Annotated in this window: 10 protein-coding genes; 7 read left to right on the forward strand and 3 right to left on the reverse strand. The window is 54.9% G+C overall.

Annotated features, from left to right (window positions below):
• Positions 1–59: 59 nt before the first annotated feature.
• A complete protein-coding gene (locus tag C812_RS03075; protein WP_016311219.1) occupies positions 60–941 on the reverse strand; it encodes an AraC family transcriptional regulator in 882 nt (293 codons plus the stop codon).
• A 132-nt stretch (positions 942–1,073) separates the two neighbouring features.
• On the opposite strand from C812_RS03075, the gene C812_RS03080 reads away from it, so the two are divergent.
• A complete protein-coding gene (locus tag C812_RS03080) occupies positions 1,074–3,047 on the forward strand; it encodes a glycoside hydrolase family 127 protein (RefSeq protein ID WP_016311220.1) in 1,974 nt (657 codons plus the stop codon).
• Positions 3,048–3,052: 5 nt separating this feature from the next.
• Here the strand turns inward: C812_RS03080 and C812_RS03085 are convergent, their stop codons facing one another.
• Positions 3,053–4,366 carry an MFS transporter gene (locus tag C812_RS03085; RefSeq protein ID WP_016311221.1) on the reverse strand — a complete coding sequence of 438 codons (1,314 nt, stop codon included), beginning with the start codon at positions 4,364–4,366 and terminating at the stop codon, positions 3,053–3,055.
• 266 nt (positions 4,367–4,632) lie between these two features.
• Between C812_RS03085 and C812_RS21445 the strand changes: the two genes are divergently transcribed.
• The 3 genes from C812_RS21445 (at position 4,633) to C812_RS03100 (ending at position 12,797) form a co-directional block, all read left to right on the forward strand.
• On the forward strand, positions 4,633–9,036 hold the full coding sequence (locus tag C812_RS21445) for a WIAG-tail domain (protein ID WP_016311222.1): 4,404 nt from the start codon (positions 4,633–4,635) through the stop codon (positions 9,034–9,036).
• Positions 9,037–9,419: 383 nt separating this feature from the next.
• Entirely contained in the window at positions 9,420–11,684 is a 2,265-nt protein-coding gene (locus C812_RS03095; RefSeq protein ID WP_016311223.1) for an FMN-binding protein, read from the forward strand.
• 156 nt (positions 11,685–11,840) lie between these two features.
• Positions 11,841–12,797 (forward strand): 3'-5' exoribonuclease YhaM family protein, encoded by a 957-nt coding sequence (locus C812_RS03100; protein WP_016311224.1) that lies wholly within the window; start codon positions 11,841–11,843, stop codon positions 12,795–12,797.
• 21 nt (positions 12,798–12,818) lie between these two features.
• On the opposite strand, the gene C812_RS03105 is transcribed toward C812_RS03100, so the two are convergent.
• Positions 12,819–13,682, reverse strand: coding sequence for a M15 family metallopeptidase (locus C812_RS03105; RefSeq protein ID WP_016311225.1), 864 nt, complete (start codon positions 13,680–13,682; stop codon positions 12,819–12,821).
• Positions 13,683–13,786: 104 nt separating this feature from the next.
• Here C812_RS03105 and C812_RS03110 point away from each other — a divergent pair, with 104 nt between their 5' ends.
• The 3 genes from C812_RS03110 to C812_RS23050 all read left to right on the forward strand — a co-directional run.
• Positions 13,787–14,665 carry an ROK family protein gene (locus C812_RS03110; RefSeq protein ID WP_016311226.1) on the forward strand — a complete coding sequence of 293 codons (879 nt, stop codon included), beginning with the start codon at positions 13,787–13,789 and terminating at the stop codon, positions 14,663–14,665.
• Between the two features lie 121 nt (positions 14,666–14,786).
• A complete protein-coding gene (locus tag C812_RS03115; protein WP_016311227.1) occupies positions 14,787–15,983 on the forward strand; it encodes a GntR family transcriptional regulator in 1,197 nt (398 codons plus the stop codon).
• Positions 15,984–16,236: 253 nt separating this feature from the next.
• A partial coding sequence (locus C812_RS23050; protein ID WP_016311228.1) for a helix-turn-helix domain-containing protein occupies positions 16,237–16,371 on the forward strand: 135 nt, incomplete at its 3' end.

The following is a 16,371-nucleotide window of genomic DNA, read 5'->3' on the forward strand; positions in this document are numbered from 1 at the left end:
GCTTTATGCAATGGGCGGTTTTTTTGCTTTTTTAAGATATCAGAAAGAATGACGTTTTCTTAAGACATATATCGCTTGCGGAACTCGCGGGGAGAGCAGCCGTTTTTGAACGCAAACCGGTTCGAGAAGTAGGGCGTGCTGTTGAAGCCAACGTAAGAAGCAATGTCCGCAATCGGCCACTCTGTGGTCAGCAGCAGCAGCTTGGCTTGCTCTAGCCGGTAATGCAGCAAGTAATCGTTGGGCGTCATGCCATATACCTGCTTCATGCAGCGCGTGATGTAGTTATAGTGGTAATGCAAGGCATCGGCCATCTGCCCGCTGTTAAGCTCCGAACGGAAGTTGCTCTTGATGTAGGCCTCGGCCTTCTCCGCAACGGTTACTACCGGCGAGGCATGCGATTCCAACTGCCGGAGGTCCATTGAGCGAAGCAATTCCTCGAACCGCTGCTGCCGGTTCCAAAACACCCGGGATTGACGTTCCCCGAGGCTCCCCAACAGCTGTCGGAACAAGCGGAACGTCTGGTCCGGTGAAGGAAGGTCCCACGCTTTCGGCAGATGCAGAGAGTACGGTGCAGCCAGGAAACGGCTGTAATGCTCATCCGCGTCCGGATAACGATGATCCGCTTCCTCTGCCGGGAGCTGCTGCCAAGCACAGACCGTATGAAAATGCAGCCAATAAAACGATGTTATCTCCTCGCAGGGCTTCACCGCGTAATGATGCCGATCGGGCAACAGCAGCAGCGATTGGCCGGCCCCTAAGCTCCAGGATTGCCCCGACTCCCCGAGGTATAACGTGCCGGATTCCACGACGATCCAATCAAAGATCCCGATATTCCGTCGGTTGGGATGCTCGTCTCCAGGCTGATAGACGGTATGTCCACATTCCAAAAAATAAGGCAAAGGCGGCGCCGTCAGCTGTACCAGGTCCGTTGGTTTCGGCAAGGAACTCTCCTCCATTTTGAGTGTGAAATATTATAACTTTGAGGTTGATAGGATTCGTATTTCGTTCTAAATATATGAGATAAAATGAGATTTGTCAGTATGATTTTTTGAAAAAAAGGAGGAGGCCTTGCGATGAAGTTAGCCGGGCAAATGCCGCGTTCCGAGCGGGTTGCGCTGAATCGGGTGAACATTCGAGACGAATTTTGGAGTTACTATATCCGTTTGGTGAAGGATGTGGTTGTTCCTTATCAATGGGAAGCATTAAATGATCGGGTGGAAGGTGCTGAACCTAGCGGCGCTGTACGCAATTTCCAAATTGCCGCAGGGCAGGCTCAGGGAGAATATTACGGGCTGGTATTCCAGGACAGCGATTTGGCGAAATGGCTGGAAGCTGCAGCTTATATTTTGGAAGCGGATCCAAATCCGGAGCTGGCAGCGATCGCCGACGGGTTAATTGACACGATGGCCTTGGCGCAGCGGGAAGACGGGTATTTGAACACGTATTATATCCTGAAGGAGCCGGACAAGCGCTGGACGAATCTGACGGAATGCCATGAGCTGTATTGCGCAGGACATTTGATTGAAGCGGGAGTCGCCTATTATCGGGCCACGGGCAAAAGAAACCTGCTCGACATCGTCATCAAGTTCGCGGATTATATCGACAGCGTGTTTGGTGCGGAACCCGGCAAGCTGCCCGGGTACGACGGCCATCAGGAAATCGAGTTGGCGCTCGTTAAGCTGTACGAGGTGACCGGAGAAGAGCGATATTTGCGTCTAAGCCAATTTTTCCTGGAGCAACGGGGACAGAAGCCTTTCTTCTTCGAGGAGGAGCTCAAGCGGCGGCGTGGTCAAACGCACTGGGCGGGACATGCCGATCATGTGGATCTCGCTTACCATCAGGCACATCTGCCGATACGAGAGCAGGAGACTGCGGTGGGGCATGCGGTTCGGCTGCTGTATATGTTGACTGGGATGGCCGACGTTGCAGCGCTGACCGGTGACGAGTCGATGCTCGCTGCCTGCCGCAAGCTGTGGGACAACATCGTCGACAAACAGATGTATATTACCGGCGGGGTAGGCTCCATGCCGCAGGGCGAAGCATTTTCATTTGATTACGACCTGCCGAATGACACGGTATATTCGGAGACTTGCGCTTCTATCGGGCTGATCTTCTTCGCCCAGCGGATGCTGCGGATTTCGCCGGATTCGAGATATGCCAATGTGATGGAGCGGGCTTTATACAATACGGTTGTCGCTGGAATGGCAAGGGACGGCAAGCATTTCTTCTATGTGAATCCGCTGGAGGTTGATCCGAAGGCTTGCGGAGGCGCGAACCATAAGTTTGACCATATCAAAACGGTTCGTCAGGAATGGTTCGGCTGCGCTTGCTGTCCGCCAAACATCGCCCGGCTGCTAGCCTCACTTGGCGAATACATCTATACAGTGCAAGGCGATACGGTATATGCGCATCTCTATATCGGCGGGGAAGCTGAATTGCCAACGAGCGGCGGCAAGGTGAAGCTGAAGCAAACGACCGATTATCCTTGGGATGGAAAGGTGCGGTTTGAGGTGCAGCCAGAGGGAGAAGGCCGTTTTACACTGGCGTTACGGCTGCCGGATTGGTGCCCAGAAGCGAGCCTTCACGTGAATGGAGTAGAAGTGAAACTGGAGGGAGCTGTGCTTCAGGACGGCTACATTCGGCTGGCACGGCAATGGTGTGCAGGGGATGTGGTGGAGCTGAAGCTGGCGATGCCGGTGACGCGGATGTACAGCCATCCTCTCGTACGCGGCAACGCCGGCAAGGTGGCGCTGCAGCGCGGTCCGCTCGTCTATTGCCTGGAGCAGGCTGACAACGGGGCGAACCTGCATGAGCTGGTGTTGCCGCGGGAGGCCGAACTTCACGCGGCATACGAAGCCGATCTTCTGGGCGGCATCGTTACCGTGCAGACGGAGGCGGTTCGCATCACCGGGTCGGACTGGGACGGCGGATTGTACAGCGCGTCGCCGCGTCTGGCAGAGCAACCGGCAACGCTGAAGTTTATCCCGTATTATGCCTGGGCGAACCGCGGCGAAGGGGAAATGATGGTGTGGGTGCGCGAGCGCTAAATCGTCTACTGAACGTTCCACAACCGGGTTCGCACATAAAAGACCAGGACGGTCAAATTCCATATCGCGCAGGCGATAAAGATAACGCTTGTACCCCACCAGGCGATAACCCAACCAGAGGCGTAGACGGCGATAGGCATGCCGATCCGGAAGCAGGTCCCGGTAATTCCGGCGATCCGTCCCATCAGCGGGGCCGGCGTCTGCTCTTGGCGGAAGGCGTACACCGACACGCTGTACAGGGTTGCGGCAAATCCGGATAAGAAAAGAGCAACGGCGAACATCACGAGGCCTTCGGTGATAAATAGAAGGAGATAAGCGATAACATTCAGCAAGATGGATGCAGCAAACACTTTGCCCAGCCCCCAGGATTGTCTTAACCGGCTGAGCAGCAAGCTTCCGGCAAGACCTCCGGCCCCTGACGCCGAGAGTACTACGGCCAGCAGGGACGACGATAACCCCAAATCATCCTTGGCATAGTAGATCGATGTCGTACTAATCACGGTGTGCGTACAGTTTAGAAAGACGACGAACACGGTCATCAAGACAAGCGGCTTGTTCGCGCAAAAAGCGCGCCAGCCTTCCAGAAACTCCGCGGTGAATCGGGATTGCCGCGGGGTTTCTTTTTGCTCCGCCAATCTTAGTCTAGTAAATAACCCCATACATATCAGGTAACAGAACGACGTGATAAGCAAGCCATCAGAAATGTCGGATAACATCAGGATCAGACCGGACAACGCCGGCCCCATAATGCCAACAAACGTTTCGGCGAAGCTCAGCTTGGCATTGGCGCTTGTCAGTTCCCGGGCCGGGACACTCAGTTTGATCAGGCTGACTTCGGCATTAAAATATCCATAGTTCAGCGTCATCAACAGGAAGCCGATGGCGTAATAGACCGGCAGCAGATGGATCCCGCTTCGGAATAAAACGGCAAAGGCAAGCAGCAAAATCGCTTGCAGTCCAATCATCCAGAGGACCCAGCGCTTTTTGTTGACGCGGTCAACCAAGACGCCGATGAAGATGGCGAAGAAGAAGTTGGGCAACAGCTCTGCGGTTTTCATACTGCTCATCGCCACAGAGGAATGAGTGATGTCATACATCATCAGCGGCAGGATGATTTCATAGAGCTTCCCGCCGAAGCTTAACAGCACAACGCTGGTCAAAATAATTGCAAACGAGCGGCGATACCCGAGATTGGGTGCAGTCGCGGGACTATCCGTCGATCGGGCGCTGGCGTCAGGCTCATTCGACGTGCCTGCGGCAGCCGGGGTGAGGTTGACGGATGCTTTTTGAGCGGTGTTTATGGCGAGATCGGTTTTCATGTCTAGTTGCCTCCAGGACTTAGGCTTTAGGGTGTTCCGTGAACTTCAGCGAACTTCGGCGTGTTTCGACGTGCGTTCCGAGGTTTGTCGCGTAAGGATATTGTAACGTGCGGCCGTTCTGCTAAAAACGGTAGAAAACGAGGAAACCATTTCATCTTTTTCAGGAGGCGGCATGCGGCGGCATCAGGCCGAAAAGCTGTGACAAGAGCCTAAACCCCCGCATATGATACCAAAGATTATTATTTTGGCAAAGGAGAGGGCGGCTCTTGAAGAGACATAAATCATCAAAATCAAGCAGATCAAAGAAATCGCTCTATTACGTAGATAACCCGAATATCAACGAGCTTAAGCTGCTTGAGGAACGAAAGGCATCGTTGCGATCCCGAGACAAGAAGGTTGAGCTTCATGAAAGCCCAGCTCCCGTACTGCCCGCGCTGCCGGAACAAGAGAAAGAGGCGAACACGCCAGCATCAGCTGCGATAGAGTCTGCGGCAGTTACGGAACATGGAAGCAGCGATAGCGGGAACCAGGCGCTGCAGGAACTGCTCAGTGAAAAAGCAGCCCCGCATCAAGAGCAAGGGATTATTTATACCGACGATATCATCGATGAGGCTGTTACTGGGGAGAAAATTGCGCCGTATACGATCGATGCATCACGGATCATGCGAGGAACGATTGATACCGCTTGGATCGCCGATTATGCCGTGGAGACCATTAAGCTGGCGGATCGGGCGGTCACTTCTTCGAAAATCGCTCCTTCTTCTGTGAACGGCAGCCATCTGGTGGATGGTTCGATCGAAGGCCGAGCGATCCGGGATCACTCGATCAGCGGGGAGAAGCTGGTTGATGGCAGCATCACCCCAGAGAAGCTGGCGGATCGGGTGATCACCGGAGAGAAGCTGGCCGAAGGGGCAGTGGAGAGCCGGCATCTGGCGGAATGGATCGTAACGTCCGAACTTTTGCAGGACCAATCTGTTACGGGAGATAAAATCCGCAGCGGTGCTGTAAATGCGCAGCATTTGGCGAACGGAGCAGTCGACACCTCTAAACTGGGAGAGGCCGCTGTGACAACGTCGAAGCTGCGCGACCACTCCGTAACGGGGGAGAAGCTGGCGGAAGGGGCGGTGGAGAGCCGTCATCTGGCTGATCACAGCATAACTTCGCGGCATTTGGCTCCCGGGATGATCGATCGGGAACTGCTGGCTTGGTCGAGTGTCGGCGCGGAGCAGCTCCAGGAAGGGAGCGTGACTTCAGCTCATTTAGGTGAAATGGTGATTGAATCCCACCATCTTGCGTCAGGAGCGGTGGGCAGCGAGCATGTACAGCCGGGTAGTATCGGTCAGGAGCATCTCGCTGACCAAGTGATCGAGGCGCGGCATCTCGCCGATAAGTCGATTCCCTCCACGAAGCTGGCCGACCAGTCTGTGGGCACTTCCCATATCATCGAGCAGGCGGTGACTTCGTCCAAGATCGCCGATCAAAGTGTGTTGCCGGGAAAAATCGCGGACGAAGCCGTATTGACCCGGCACTTAGCCAAAGGGGCCGTGCAATCGCAGCAGCTTGCTCGGGGAGCAATTACGAGCCAGCACCTGACAGAAGGGGCGGTGCAAAGCGATCACCTGGGCTCGGAAGCGGTGCAGGAATGGCATTTGGCCGATGCGGCGGTCACGCGGCAGAAGCTGGCATCCGCCGAGGTGACCTCGGAGCATCTGGCGGATGAAGCGGTGGCGACGAATCACTTGCAATCCGGCAGCGTAACGGCTGACAAACTGGCAAAAGACAGTGTGACGAGCCGGGTGATCGCTCCGGGCGCGGTGACGGAATCCGCTATCGGTGCGCAGCAAATCACAGCTGACCATTTGGGATCGGGCATTGTGCAGACCCGGCATTTGGCAACAGGCTCCATCACCCGCAGTCAGATCGCACCCGGTGCGATTCGGGAAGAGCACCTGGGGGTTGGCGTCATTTTCTCACCGCATCTTCAGGATCATGCGGTCACCAGCCTGAAGCTCTCACCGGAAAGTGTGACCACAGATAAGTTGGGAGATCTGGCAGTCACGGCGGCGAAGCTGGCGAACGGCAGTGTTACCGGCCCAAAACTGGCGGCGCAAGCCGTGGACGCCGGGCATCTAGCCCCCGGGGCCGTCGGATCGGAGGCGCTGTCCGCAGGCGCGGTAGGTACAGATCACTTGGCCGCTGGGGTGGTACAGAGCAAGCATTTGGCAGAAAACAGTGTGTCGGGACGCCACATAAGTGACGCAGCCGTGGGCTCCCGCCATCTTGCCGCCGAAGCCATCGAAGCCGGTCATCTGTCTGCCGAGTTGCGGCAGAGCGGATTGCTTCCCGAGGCGGGTATCCGCGGCAAGGATTTGCAGGCGGGATCCATCACCAGCTTGCACCTGCAAGCCGGTGCGGTGGATACGGATGCGCTGGGTGAGCAGGCGGTTGGCAGCGCACACCTACAGGAAGGTGCGGTGCAAAGCGGTCACCTGGCGGAAGCGTCTGTTCACAGCCGGCATTTGGCTGAAGGGGCGATCCAAAGCGAGCATTTGGCCAAAGGCAGTGTAACGGATCGCCACCTCGGCATCTCGGTGATTGGATCTTACCACATCGCTCCGGAATCGATCAGCGCTGCCCATATGACCCCTGCCTTGCGTCAAAGCGGGCTGCTGCCTGTCGCCGGGATCGATGGGGAGGCGCTGCAGCCAGGAGCGATTACCAGCCAGCATCTGCAGGCGGGTGCGGTGGGCTCCGAAGCGCTGGGTGAGCAAGCGGTTGGCAGCTCGCATCTGCAGGAGGGAGCGGTGCAAAGCAGCCATCTGGCGGAGGCGTCCGTTCAAAGTGAACATTTGGCTGAAGGCGCGGTGCAAGGCGAGCATTTAGCCGAGGGCAGCGTGGAGTCTCGGCACCTTGGGGAGGCCGTGGTGGAAGGCGCTCATCTCGCCCTAGAAGCCGTGAATTACGAGCATTTATCCGCAGAGCTGCAACTGCAAGGTCTGCTGCCGCCCGAAGGGATTAACGGGGATGACTTGCAGGCCGGGGCAATTACGAGCCGTCATCTGCAAGCCGGTGCGGTGAATGCCACAGCTCTCGGTGAGCAGGCGGTGAACAGCGGTCACTTGCAGAGCGGCGCCGTGTTGAATCGCCATCTGGCAGAGGCGTCGGTGCAAAGCCGGAACCTGACTGCAGGTGCGGTGCAAAGCGAGCATTTGGCTGAAGGCAGCGTGGAGTCCCAACACCTTGGGGAAGCGGTGGTGGAAAGCTTGCATCTCGCTCCCGAAGCCGTGAATTACGGGCACTTGTCTGCCGAACTGCAGCAACAGGGGCTGTTGCCGGCAGGGGGAATCAGCGGCGAGGACTTACAGGCCGCATCGATTACGAGCCGACATCTGCAAGCGGGTGCGGTGAATGCCATCGCCTTGGGCGAGCAGTCGGTGGGCAGCGGACATCTGAAGGCAGGTGCCGTGTTGAACCATCATCTGGCAGATGGGGCCATCCAAAGCCGGAACCTTGCTGAAGGCGCAGTGCAAGGCGGGCATTTGGCTGAAGGCAGCGTGGAGTCTCGACACCTTGGAGAAGCTGTGGTCGACAGCACGCATCTTGCTCCTGAAGCTGTAAGTATCTCGCATTTATCGACGGAGCTGCAGAGGCACGGTCTCTTGCCCGCGGAAGGCATCGGCGGGAAGGACCTGCAGCCGTCGTCGATTACCAGCGCTCATTTGCAACCCGGAGCGGTTGGCCCTGGTGCGTTGGGCGTGCAAGCGGTGCGCAGCGATCATCTGCAAGCCGGTGCGGTGCAAAGTGTACACTTGGCCGAAGGAACGGTTCAAAGTCGTCACTTGGCTCATGGCGCAGTGCAAGGCGAGCATTTAGCAGCTGGGGTTGTGTCGGAGCACCATCTGGGCGAAGCCGTTGTCGGGGCACGCCATCTGCAGGAAGGTGCGGTGCAGAGCGATCAACTGGCGGAGGCGTCCGTCCAAAGCTATCACCTGACCGAGGACGCCGTGCAAAGTGTGAATCTGGCTGCGGAAAGCGTGGAATCCCGGCATTTAAGCGATGCGTCAGTAAATGCCCACCATATCGCGCTCGAAGCCGTCAATATATGGCATCTGTCCACCGAAATTCAGCAACACGGTTTGCTGCCTGAGGAAGGGATCAGCGGTGAAGACATCCAGCCTTCTTCCATCGGTCGTGAACATCTGCAATCGGGGGCTGTGGATGCCGGGGCTTTGGCTGCAGGCGCGGTTGGAGCCGAACATTTGCTGCCAGCGTCCGTTGAAAACGTCCATTTGGCGGCAAATGCGGTCAACAGCGCCAACTTAGCGGATGAGGCGGTGGGGACTCGCCACTTGCAGCCAGGTTCCGTTGGAGTGAAGCAGCTTGGGTTTGCTCCGGTAACGTCGCTGGCAGGCCAGCCGGCGGAGCTGCAATTTGGCATGGTTCCGTTCCTGCTGAAGCCTCAAGAGGAAGAGGCAACGGTGACAATCAACTTTGAATCGCCGTTTGGTTCATCGAATTACGTTGTCGTTGCGATGACCAATCACCCTGCGTACTATGCTTCGCTGAAAGAGCAAACGCCGGGCTCGGCAACCATCTCGATATCCAAGCTGAAGGACACCAGCGTCAACTACGGAATCATGACGTGGATGGCGATTGGTAACACGCAGTAACGTCTTCCAAACACTTGCGGTATGGCAGCCGTCGGGAATCTCCCGGCGGCTGTTTTCATCAGTTTAGCCGTAACAAAGTGACATATCTTTCAGGCTATGTGATTTTGTGTACAGCGTTTTTGCGTCAAATTACCTAGTATTTAATGGGAACCGCTCCAGCAAATTTTTTTCACAGGTTATGTGAATTTCTTCACATTAATTCAAAGGCCGGTCGGTTCAAAGGATAGACATCGTGCAAGAGGGAGGGGCGCGATTGCTTAGAGCACGTTGATCGTGTTCGTGATCTAAGCACAGTCGAAATTCAAAACGAACATGCCATGAAAGGCGAGCAGGTTATGTAGCATTACGTAACTCGGTGAAAATCACAAGGGAGAGGATTGCATTTGAAAAAGCTGATTAGCCTTACAGTAAGCGCGACGTTGGTGTTATCGTCTTTGTCGCTTATGGTTGGTACCTCTGGTTTCAAGCTGACCAGCATTGACGTGGTGTCTGCTGCATCGGAATCGGAAACCCCTGCCAAAGAATCAACACCTAGCAAAACCACAACACCAAGTAAGACAACGACACCAAGCAAGACGACAACGCCAAGTAAGTCGACAACACCAAGCAAGACAACAACGCCAAGCAAATCGACAACGCCAAGTAAGTCGACGACAACCAAAACAACCACGAAAACAACTACAAAAACGACAACAACTCCTGCAAAGACAACAACGAAACAGACAACTCCGGCCAAAACAACAACTCCGTCTGTCAAACCTGCGGAAAGTAAGTATGTTGACGGCGTATATGTAGCCTACGGCAACGCTTATTCCAAAGGGACCGAAGGGGCCAAAGTCACGATCAAGGACGGAAAAATCGCTGCGGTTGAGCTGCTCAGAACCAGCCCTAAGCTGATTGACCGAGACGTTCGCAACAACTACAGCGGTCTCTGGAACGCTTACGAAACGATGAAAGCGGATCTGCTTGGCAAAACGCAAGAGCAGGCTGCTAAAGTGGACATTGTGTCCGGAGCGACCCGTTCGAGTGAGGGCTGGAAGCTGTCCGTTGAGCGTGCCTTCCAAAGAGCCTTGAAGGAGAAGCCAAAGGATGTCACTTATTTTGCCGGCGAGCATATGGGTGTCGATCCGGAAGGCAAATACATGGTATTTGTAACCTTCGACGCAACGAAACGTACAGCGGTGAAAGTGTATCCGCTTGACGCGAGCGGCAGTGCCATCGAAGAAGCGAATATGACCAGCGAACAAGCGACATTGGTGAAAGCGATCGCAGCGGAGCTGCTGGCGAAAGGGACCAGTGCCGTGGGTGCAAAAGGTCAGGAAGCTGACTTCAAAGCCGCGGTAAAAGCGTATTGGGATGCGGAGCAAAATGCCAAAGTCAACAATGATTCGAAATACATCGATGGTTTCTACTCCGCCTATGGTTCTGCCCGTGATAAAGGGGTGGAGAGAGCGGACATTTACATCCGCAACGGCAAGCTGGTGGATGTGAAGCTGTACAGATTGGGCTCCAACCTGATCGACCGCGGCGACACAGCCTATGCTGAAGTAGTCAAAGCGAATGCACCGATGACGGCAAAATTGCTCGCGAACGGCTCGTACATCGAGAACTACAAGGATGACGTTGATGCGATTGCCGGCGCCACCGAGAGCAGCCATAGCTGGAACCTTGCTGTAGAACGTGCTTTTGAGAAAGCGTTGAAGGTTCCGGGGAAAGCGAAATATTTTGAAGGAACGTTTGCCGGTGTAGATAACCAGTCGAGAATGCTGGTTCTGGCGGACATCAAGGCGGATCAAATTTCGAACGTAAAAGTGTTCCTGTTTGGCGAAGACGGTAAATTGATCGCCTCCGATAAGCTGACGGATGAGCAACAAACCGTTGTCGCTCAGTTAACCGAAGGCTTGACGCAAAAAGGCGCGAACATGACGCCAATCGTAGGGGAAGAAAACTTGTCCCTCGCGGCCAGAGCAGCGTTCGCTGACCTGTTGAATAACGCGTCGAAAACGCAAGGCAACTACAAAGACGGCACATACACGACCTACGGCGACGCTTACGACAAAGGAACGAACCGTGCCGATGTCACGCTGCGCAATGGCGTGATCGTTGGCCTGAAGCTGTATCGTGTGGGCGTGAACATGGTGGACCGCGGCGCTTCGGCTTACGCTGAAGTCGTTAGAGCGATCCCGATCCTGACCCGCGATCTGTTGTATGCCGGAACGAGAGAGCAAGCAGCTCAAGTGGATGCTGTCACTGGGGCTACCAGCAGCAGTAACGCACTGAAAGCAGCCGTTGAAAATGCCTATAAGAAAGCGGAAATCAGCGAGACTTACAAAACAGCTTATATCAACGGGATTTTTGCCGGGATTAACAAGGACAAGTCCGTTTACGTGATGGTGACGGTACAAAATAACATTCCGTTCAAAATGGAAGTTTTCTATTTGGATGAGAACGCCAAAATCAAGACCGAAGACCAATTAACCGCCGACGAGAAAGCTGTCAAGGCAGAAATCGAGACGCCAACCGCCGCAGGTTCCCTGCATAAATACGGGTATCGCCCGGCAGCGTTTGGCGAAACCGAAGGCGTAAAAGCCGTATCGGCACAAGTGATTGAGGCCGTCAAGGACGCGCTGGAGAACGCCGGAAGATAATTTGTTGAATTGAAAAAGGACGCTGGCTCCGTGAGATTCACGGGGAGGCGTTCTTTTTTTATCTATAGAAGGACGGACAGGCGAGCATGAAAATGCGCTGAGGTTTTGGCTGTCCCATAGTATAATGGGTCTATCATGGGTTTGGAGGAATTATGGGTGACGCAAATTAATCAATTACGAAACCAGGATGAATTCATTGGCTTTTATTTGCTGAAGGAGCTGGAGATCAAGCAGACGAACGCGAATCCGCCCAAAGATTATTTAGATATCGTGTTGTGTGATTCGACCGGGGAAATCCCGGCAAAATTATGGGATGCCTCGTCAACGGACAAGGAGACATTTTTCCCAATGGGGCTGGTCAAGGTACGGGGAATCGTGCAAACTTACCGGGAGAAGCTGCAGGTGAAAATCGTCCAGATGCGATTGGCCAAGCCGGAGGATGGGGTGAGCCTTACCGATTTTATCCGCTCTGCGCCAATTTCGTCGGAAGCGCTGATTCATACGATTCAGGCCGTCATTCACGATATTGCCGATCCGGATATTCAGGCGATCGTCCGCTTTTGTGTCGGCAAGGTGGAGGAGAAGCTGGCCCATTATCCTGCGGCCAAAACACATCATCACGCGTATTTCGGCGGCTTGGCCTACCATATGGTACGGATGTTGGAAATCGGCGATTTCCTATGCGCGCAGCGCGCGTTCTTGAACCCGGATCTGCTGAAGGCGGGGATCATTTTGCACGATATCGCCAAGCCGGAGGAGATGGTAGCTGAACTCGGGATCGTGTCCGAGTATAGTACACCGGGCAAGCTGCTGGGACATATTTCGATGGCGTCGCAGTGGGTGACCGAAGCGGCCATTCGCCTGGGCATCGCGCTGGATTCGCCGAAGGTACTTGCCCTCCAGCATTTGGTGTTGTCCCACCACAACTTGGGGGAATGGGGCAGCCCGGTTCAGCCGCAGACGCCGGAGGCGGTTGCCCTCCACCATATCGATGCGCTGGATGCCAAGCTGCAGATGGTAGAGGACGCGCTGGCTACGACCCCGGAATCCGAAGCGTGGACCCCGTTGATCCGGGGCTTGGAGAACAAGGGGATTTATCGGTTGAAGTGGTAGGCTAACCAAACGCCTTAAGGTCTATTCCACGTCAAAATCAAAATAGGTCGAGGGGTAAGGTTCATCTTTTAGCGTATAGTGCCACCATTCTTTCGAATAGGGCTGGAAGCCTTGCTTCACCATGGCGGTCTTGAGATTATAGCGGGCTGCGCGCTGGGCTTTGGTTAACCCTTTCGCGCCATGCGCGGAAATCGGGCCCAGAAAATCAACCCGGCTGCCCATATCCACCTCTTCGCCAGTCTTTTTGTAGACCATGGTCAGGTCCACGGTGCTGCCGCGGGAATGGCCGGATTTGGAGGACAAGTAGCCTTGCTTAAATAGGTTTTTCTTATCTACGTCGGGATAGAAATGTTCCTTCATCCTGGTATCCTGCGGGTCCTTGGACCAACGGGCGAAGTGGTTCACTGCCTTCTGCGGCCGATAGGCATCGATGATTTTCAGACGGTAGCCCTGGCTTTCTAAGTCGTCGTTGACTTTTTTTAAAGCGCGGGCTGCCCGCAGGGTTATAATGGCAAACGGGCCGTTGTACCCGTCAATTCGCTCCCCGATAAAGTTATCGCCGGTATAATAGCGGAGATCGTATACGGCATTTGGAATCACTTCGTCGAGGTACACGAAGCCTTTCCCCTTCGGGAGTTGATACTTCTTGGTGACTTCCGCATTTTTGGTGTTGTTCGCAGTTTGGAAGGGAACCGACGATGAATCGGTAGGCTTGGTTGGTTGGGATGCCGCAGCGGTAGGCTTTGCGCCGGCCCCATTCACGCAGGTGATTAGCAGCAGAACGGTCAGGGTACATAAGCCGATTTTCCGATTTGTACGGCACAGATACTTCCTGGGTGCTGCAGGAGAGCTGTGCATGGATTTGTTTTGAAGGAAAGGTAACATGATCATGCTCCTTCACCAGTAAAATGATTCCAAGAATACAGCTGTTTAGTGAATGAATTTCTATGATTATAGCATATTCCGATCATAACAAAGGAGGAGATTTGATGCGTATCGGAGCGATTGAGGCCGGAGGAACGAAGTTTGTTTGCGGTGTCGGAAATGAGCACGGAGCCATCGAGGACGAGGTCAGCTTCCCAACCGAGCTGCCGGAGCCAACGTTAGAACGGGTGATTGCTTATTTTCGCGATAAACATGTTGAAGCGATTGGCGTCGGCTCGTTTGGTCCGCTGGATTTGAATCCACACAGCGCCACTTACGGGCATGTCACGACAACGCCGAAGCCGGGATGGAACGGATATGATGTGCTTGGCAAGTTAAAAGCGGCTTTTGATGTTCCCTATGGTTGGGATACGGACGTAAACGCTGCCGCGTTGGGCGAGGCGAAATGGGGGGCTGCTCAGGGCTTGGACAGCTGTGTGTATTATACGGTGGGGACCGGGATCGGTGTTGGAGTCCTGACCGAAGGCAAGCTTGTCCATGGACTGATTCATCCGGAAGGCGGACATGTTCTGCCGCGGCGGCATCCGGAGGACGATTTCCCCGGTCTATGTCCATATCACGGGGACTGTCTGGAAGGTATGGCTGCGGGGCCTAGTCTTGAAGCGCGCTGGAAGGTCAAAGGGCAAGAGCTGACACCGGACCATCCTGCCTGGGCGATCGAAGCCTACTATTTAGCGCAGGCGGTGACCGGGTCCATCCTCATGCTCTCGCCGCAGAAGATCATCATGGGCGGCGGCGTCATGCAGCAATCGCAGCTGTTCCCGTTAATCCGCAAAGAAGTTCAGAAGAACCTGGCCGGATATGTGAACGCACCAGCCATTTTGGACGGGATGGATGAGTATATTGTCCCGCCGGGATTAGGGAATCGAGCTGGGCTTTGCGGCGCTCTCGCGCTGGGCTTGGAGGCCTTGGCTCGCTCTTAGCTGAAGCTTGGGCGGAGGGGCGGTTGCAAACTTTTTCAAACATAGTTCGACATTAGCTATATATCATGATATATTATAATATATATCATGTCCTTGTGTGAGGGAACGTGGGAGGAACGTCATGAGTGAAACCACCTCGTCAAAGCCGATGTACGAGAAGATTTTTGATGATGTCAAACAGAAAATTCTGGATCAGAGCTATAAACCGGGAGACCGGATTCCATCGGAGAAGGAGCTGGCTGAGGAATATCAAGTCAGCCGGATTACGAGCAAGCGAGCTTTAGAAATGCTGGCTGCCGAGGGAATTATCGTGCGGAAGCCGGGACGCGGCTCGTTCGTGACGGACCCCGAAGCTGAGGGCGCAGGCGCGGAAGAACAGGTACAAGGCCGAATGGACGGAATCTATAGCGGGAACAGAACGGACAGGGAGGCTGCCGGGAAGCTGATCGGCGTGGTACTGACGGATTTTGCCGGCAGCTACGGCACGCGGTTGATCTATGGGATGGAGGATGCTGCGCGGGAGCAGGATTGTTTTCTCGTTCTGAAGCGGACGTTTGGAGTTCAGGAGAACGAGGAAGCAACGATCCGCAAGCTGCTGCAGCTTGGCGTCGACGGATTGATCGTCTTTCCGGCACAGGGGGAGTATTTCAACGCGGAGATTCTCAAGCTGGTGATCGAACGCTTCCCGCTGGTACTGATCGACCGGGAGCTGAAGGGCGTAGCGGCGGCTTCTATTATTACCGACAATGTGAAAGCGGCGCAGGAAGCGACGGAGCACCTGTTTGACCTCGGGCACGCCCGCATTTCGCTGTTATCCCCGCCGCCGATCGATACGTCGGCCGTCGAGGAACGGATCGAAGGGTTCGTGCAGGCGCATGCCGGCCGCGGGATCGCTGTTGAGCGGGAGCTCTGGATCAGCGATTTGACGTCGACGTTGCCGGACTCTTTTTACGATGACAACATTGAACGGGACATTCAAAAAATTATGCGCCATCTCGAGGCCCATCCTTCGATTACGGCCTTCTTCGCCATCGAGTACAACATCGCGCTGCTTGCGAAAGCCGCAGTGACCCGGCTCGGCCTGCGCATTCCTGAGGACGTGTCGATCATCTGCTTCGACAGTCCGCAGTTCCGCATTGGGGAAGGCTACGCCTTCACCCATATGCGGCAGAGCGAAGAAGATATGGGCAAGCTGGCCGTGGAGAACGTGCTGGCCCTGATGGAGAACCGCCCGGCAGCCAACAAAATCAAGCTGCCCGCCGTGCTCGTCCCAGGAGAGTCCACCGGCCCCGCAAGGACGGCGCAGGAGCATAAGTAGCTGAGGACGGCTGCCTCACGCTGCTCACGTATATGCCGAATATGCCGAAGACGAACTGCAAAAGTGCAGTTCAGCTTCGGCATTTTTCTATTTTTACCGGCCTTGGAGTGTAAAAGTGCAGTTAGTGTTGGGTGATTTGGCGGAAAACGGGGAAAGGGGCGGGAATGAACTGTACTTTCCCTAAGGCCCCCTAAATAAACTGGAGTCCTCCCCTACAAGGATTTACAATGGAAATAAGGGAGAGGATTCAGTTATGGGAAAAGCCAAAGATGAATTTCGTTTAAAGGTAGTAAGAGAAGCTCTGTCCGGGATTAAGGTGGGGGTGCTTGCCCGGTCGTATGACCTGCACCCAGAAACCATTCGAACCTGGATTCGAGCATACCGAGAT

This window comes from Paenibacillus barengoltzii G22 (assembly GCF_000403375.2).
Classification (GTDB): Bacteria; Bacillota; Bacilli; order Paenibacillales; family Paenibacillaceae; genus Fontibacillus; species Fontibacillus barengoltzii.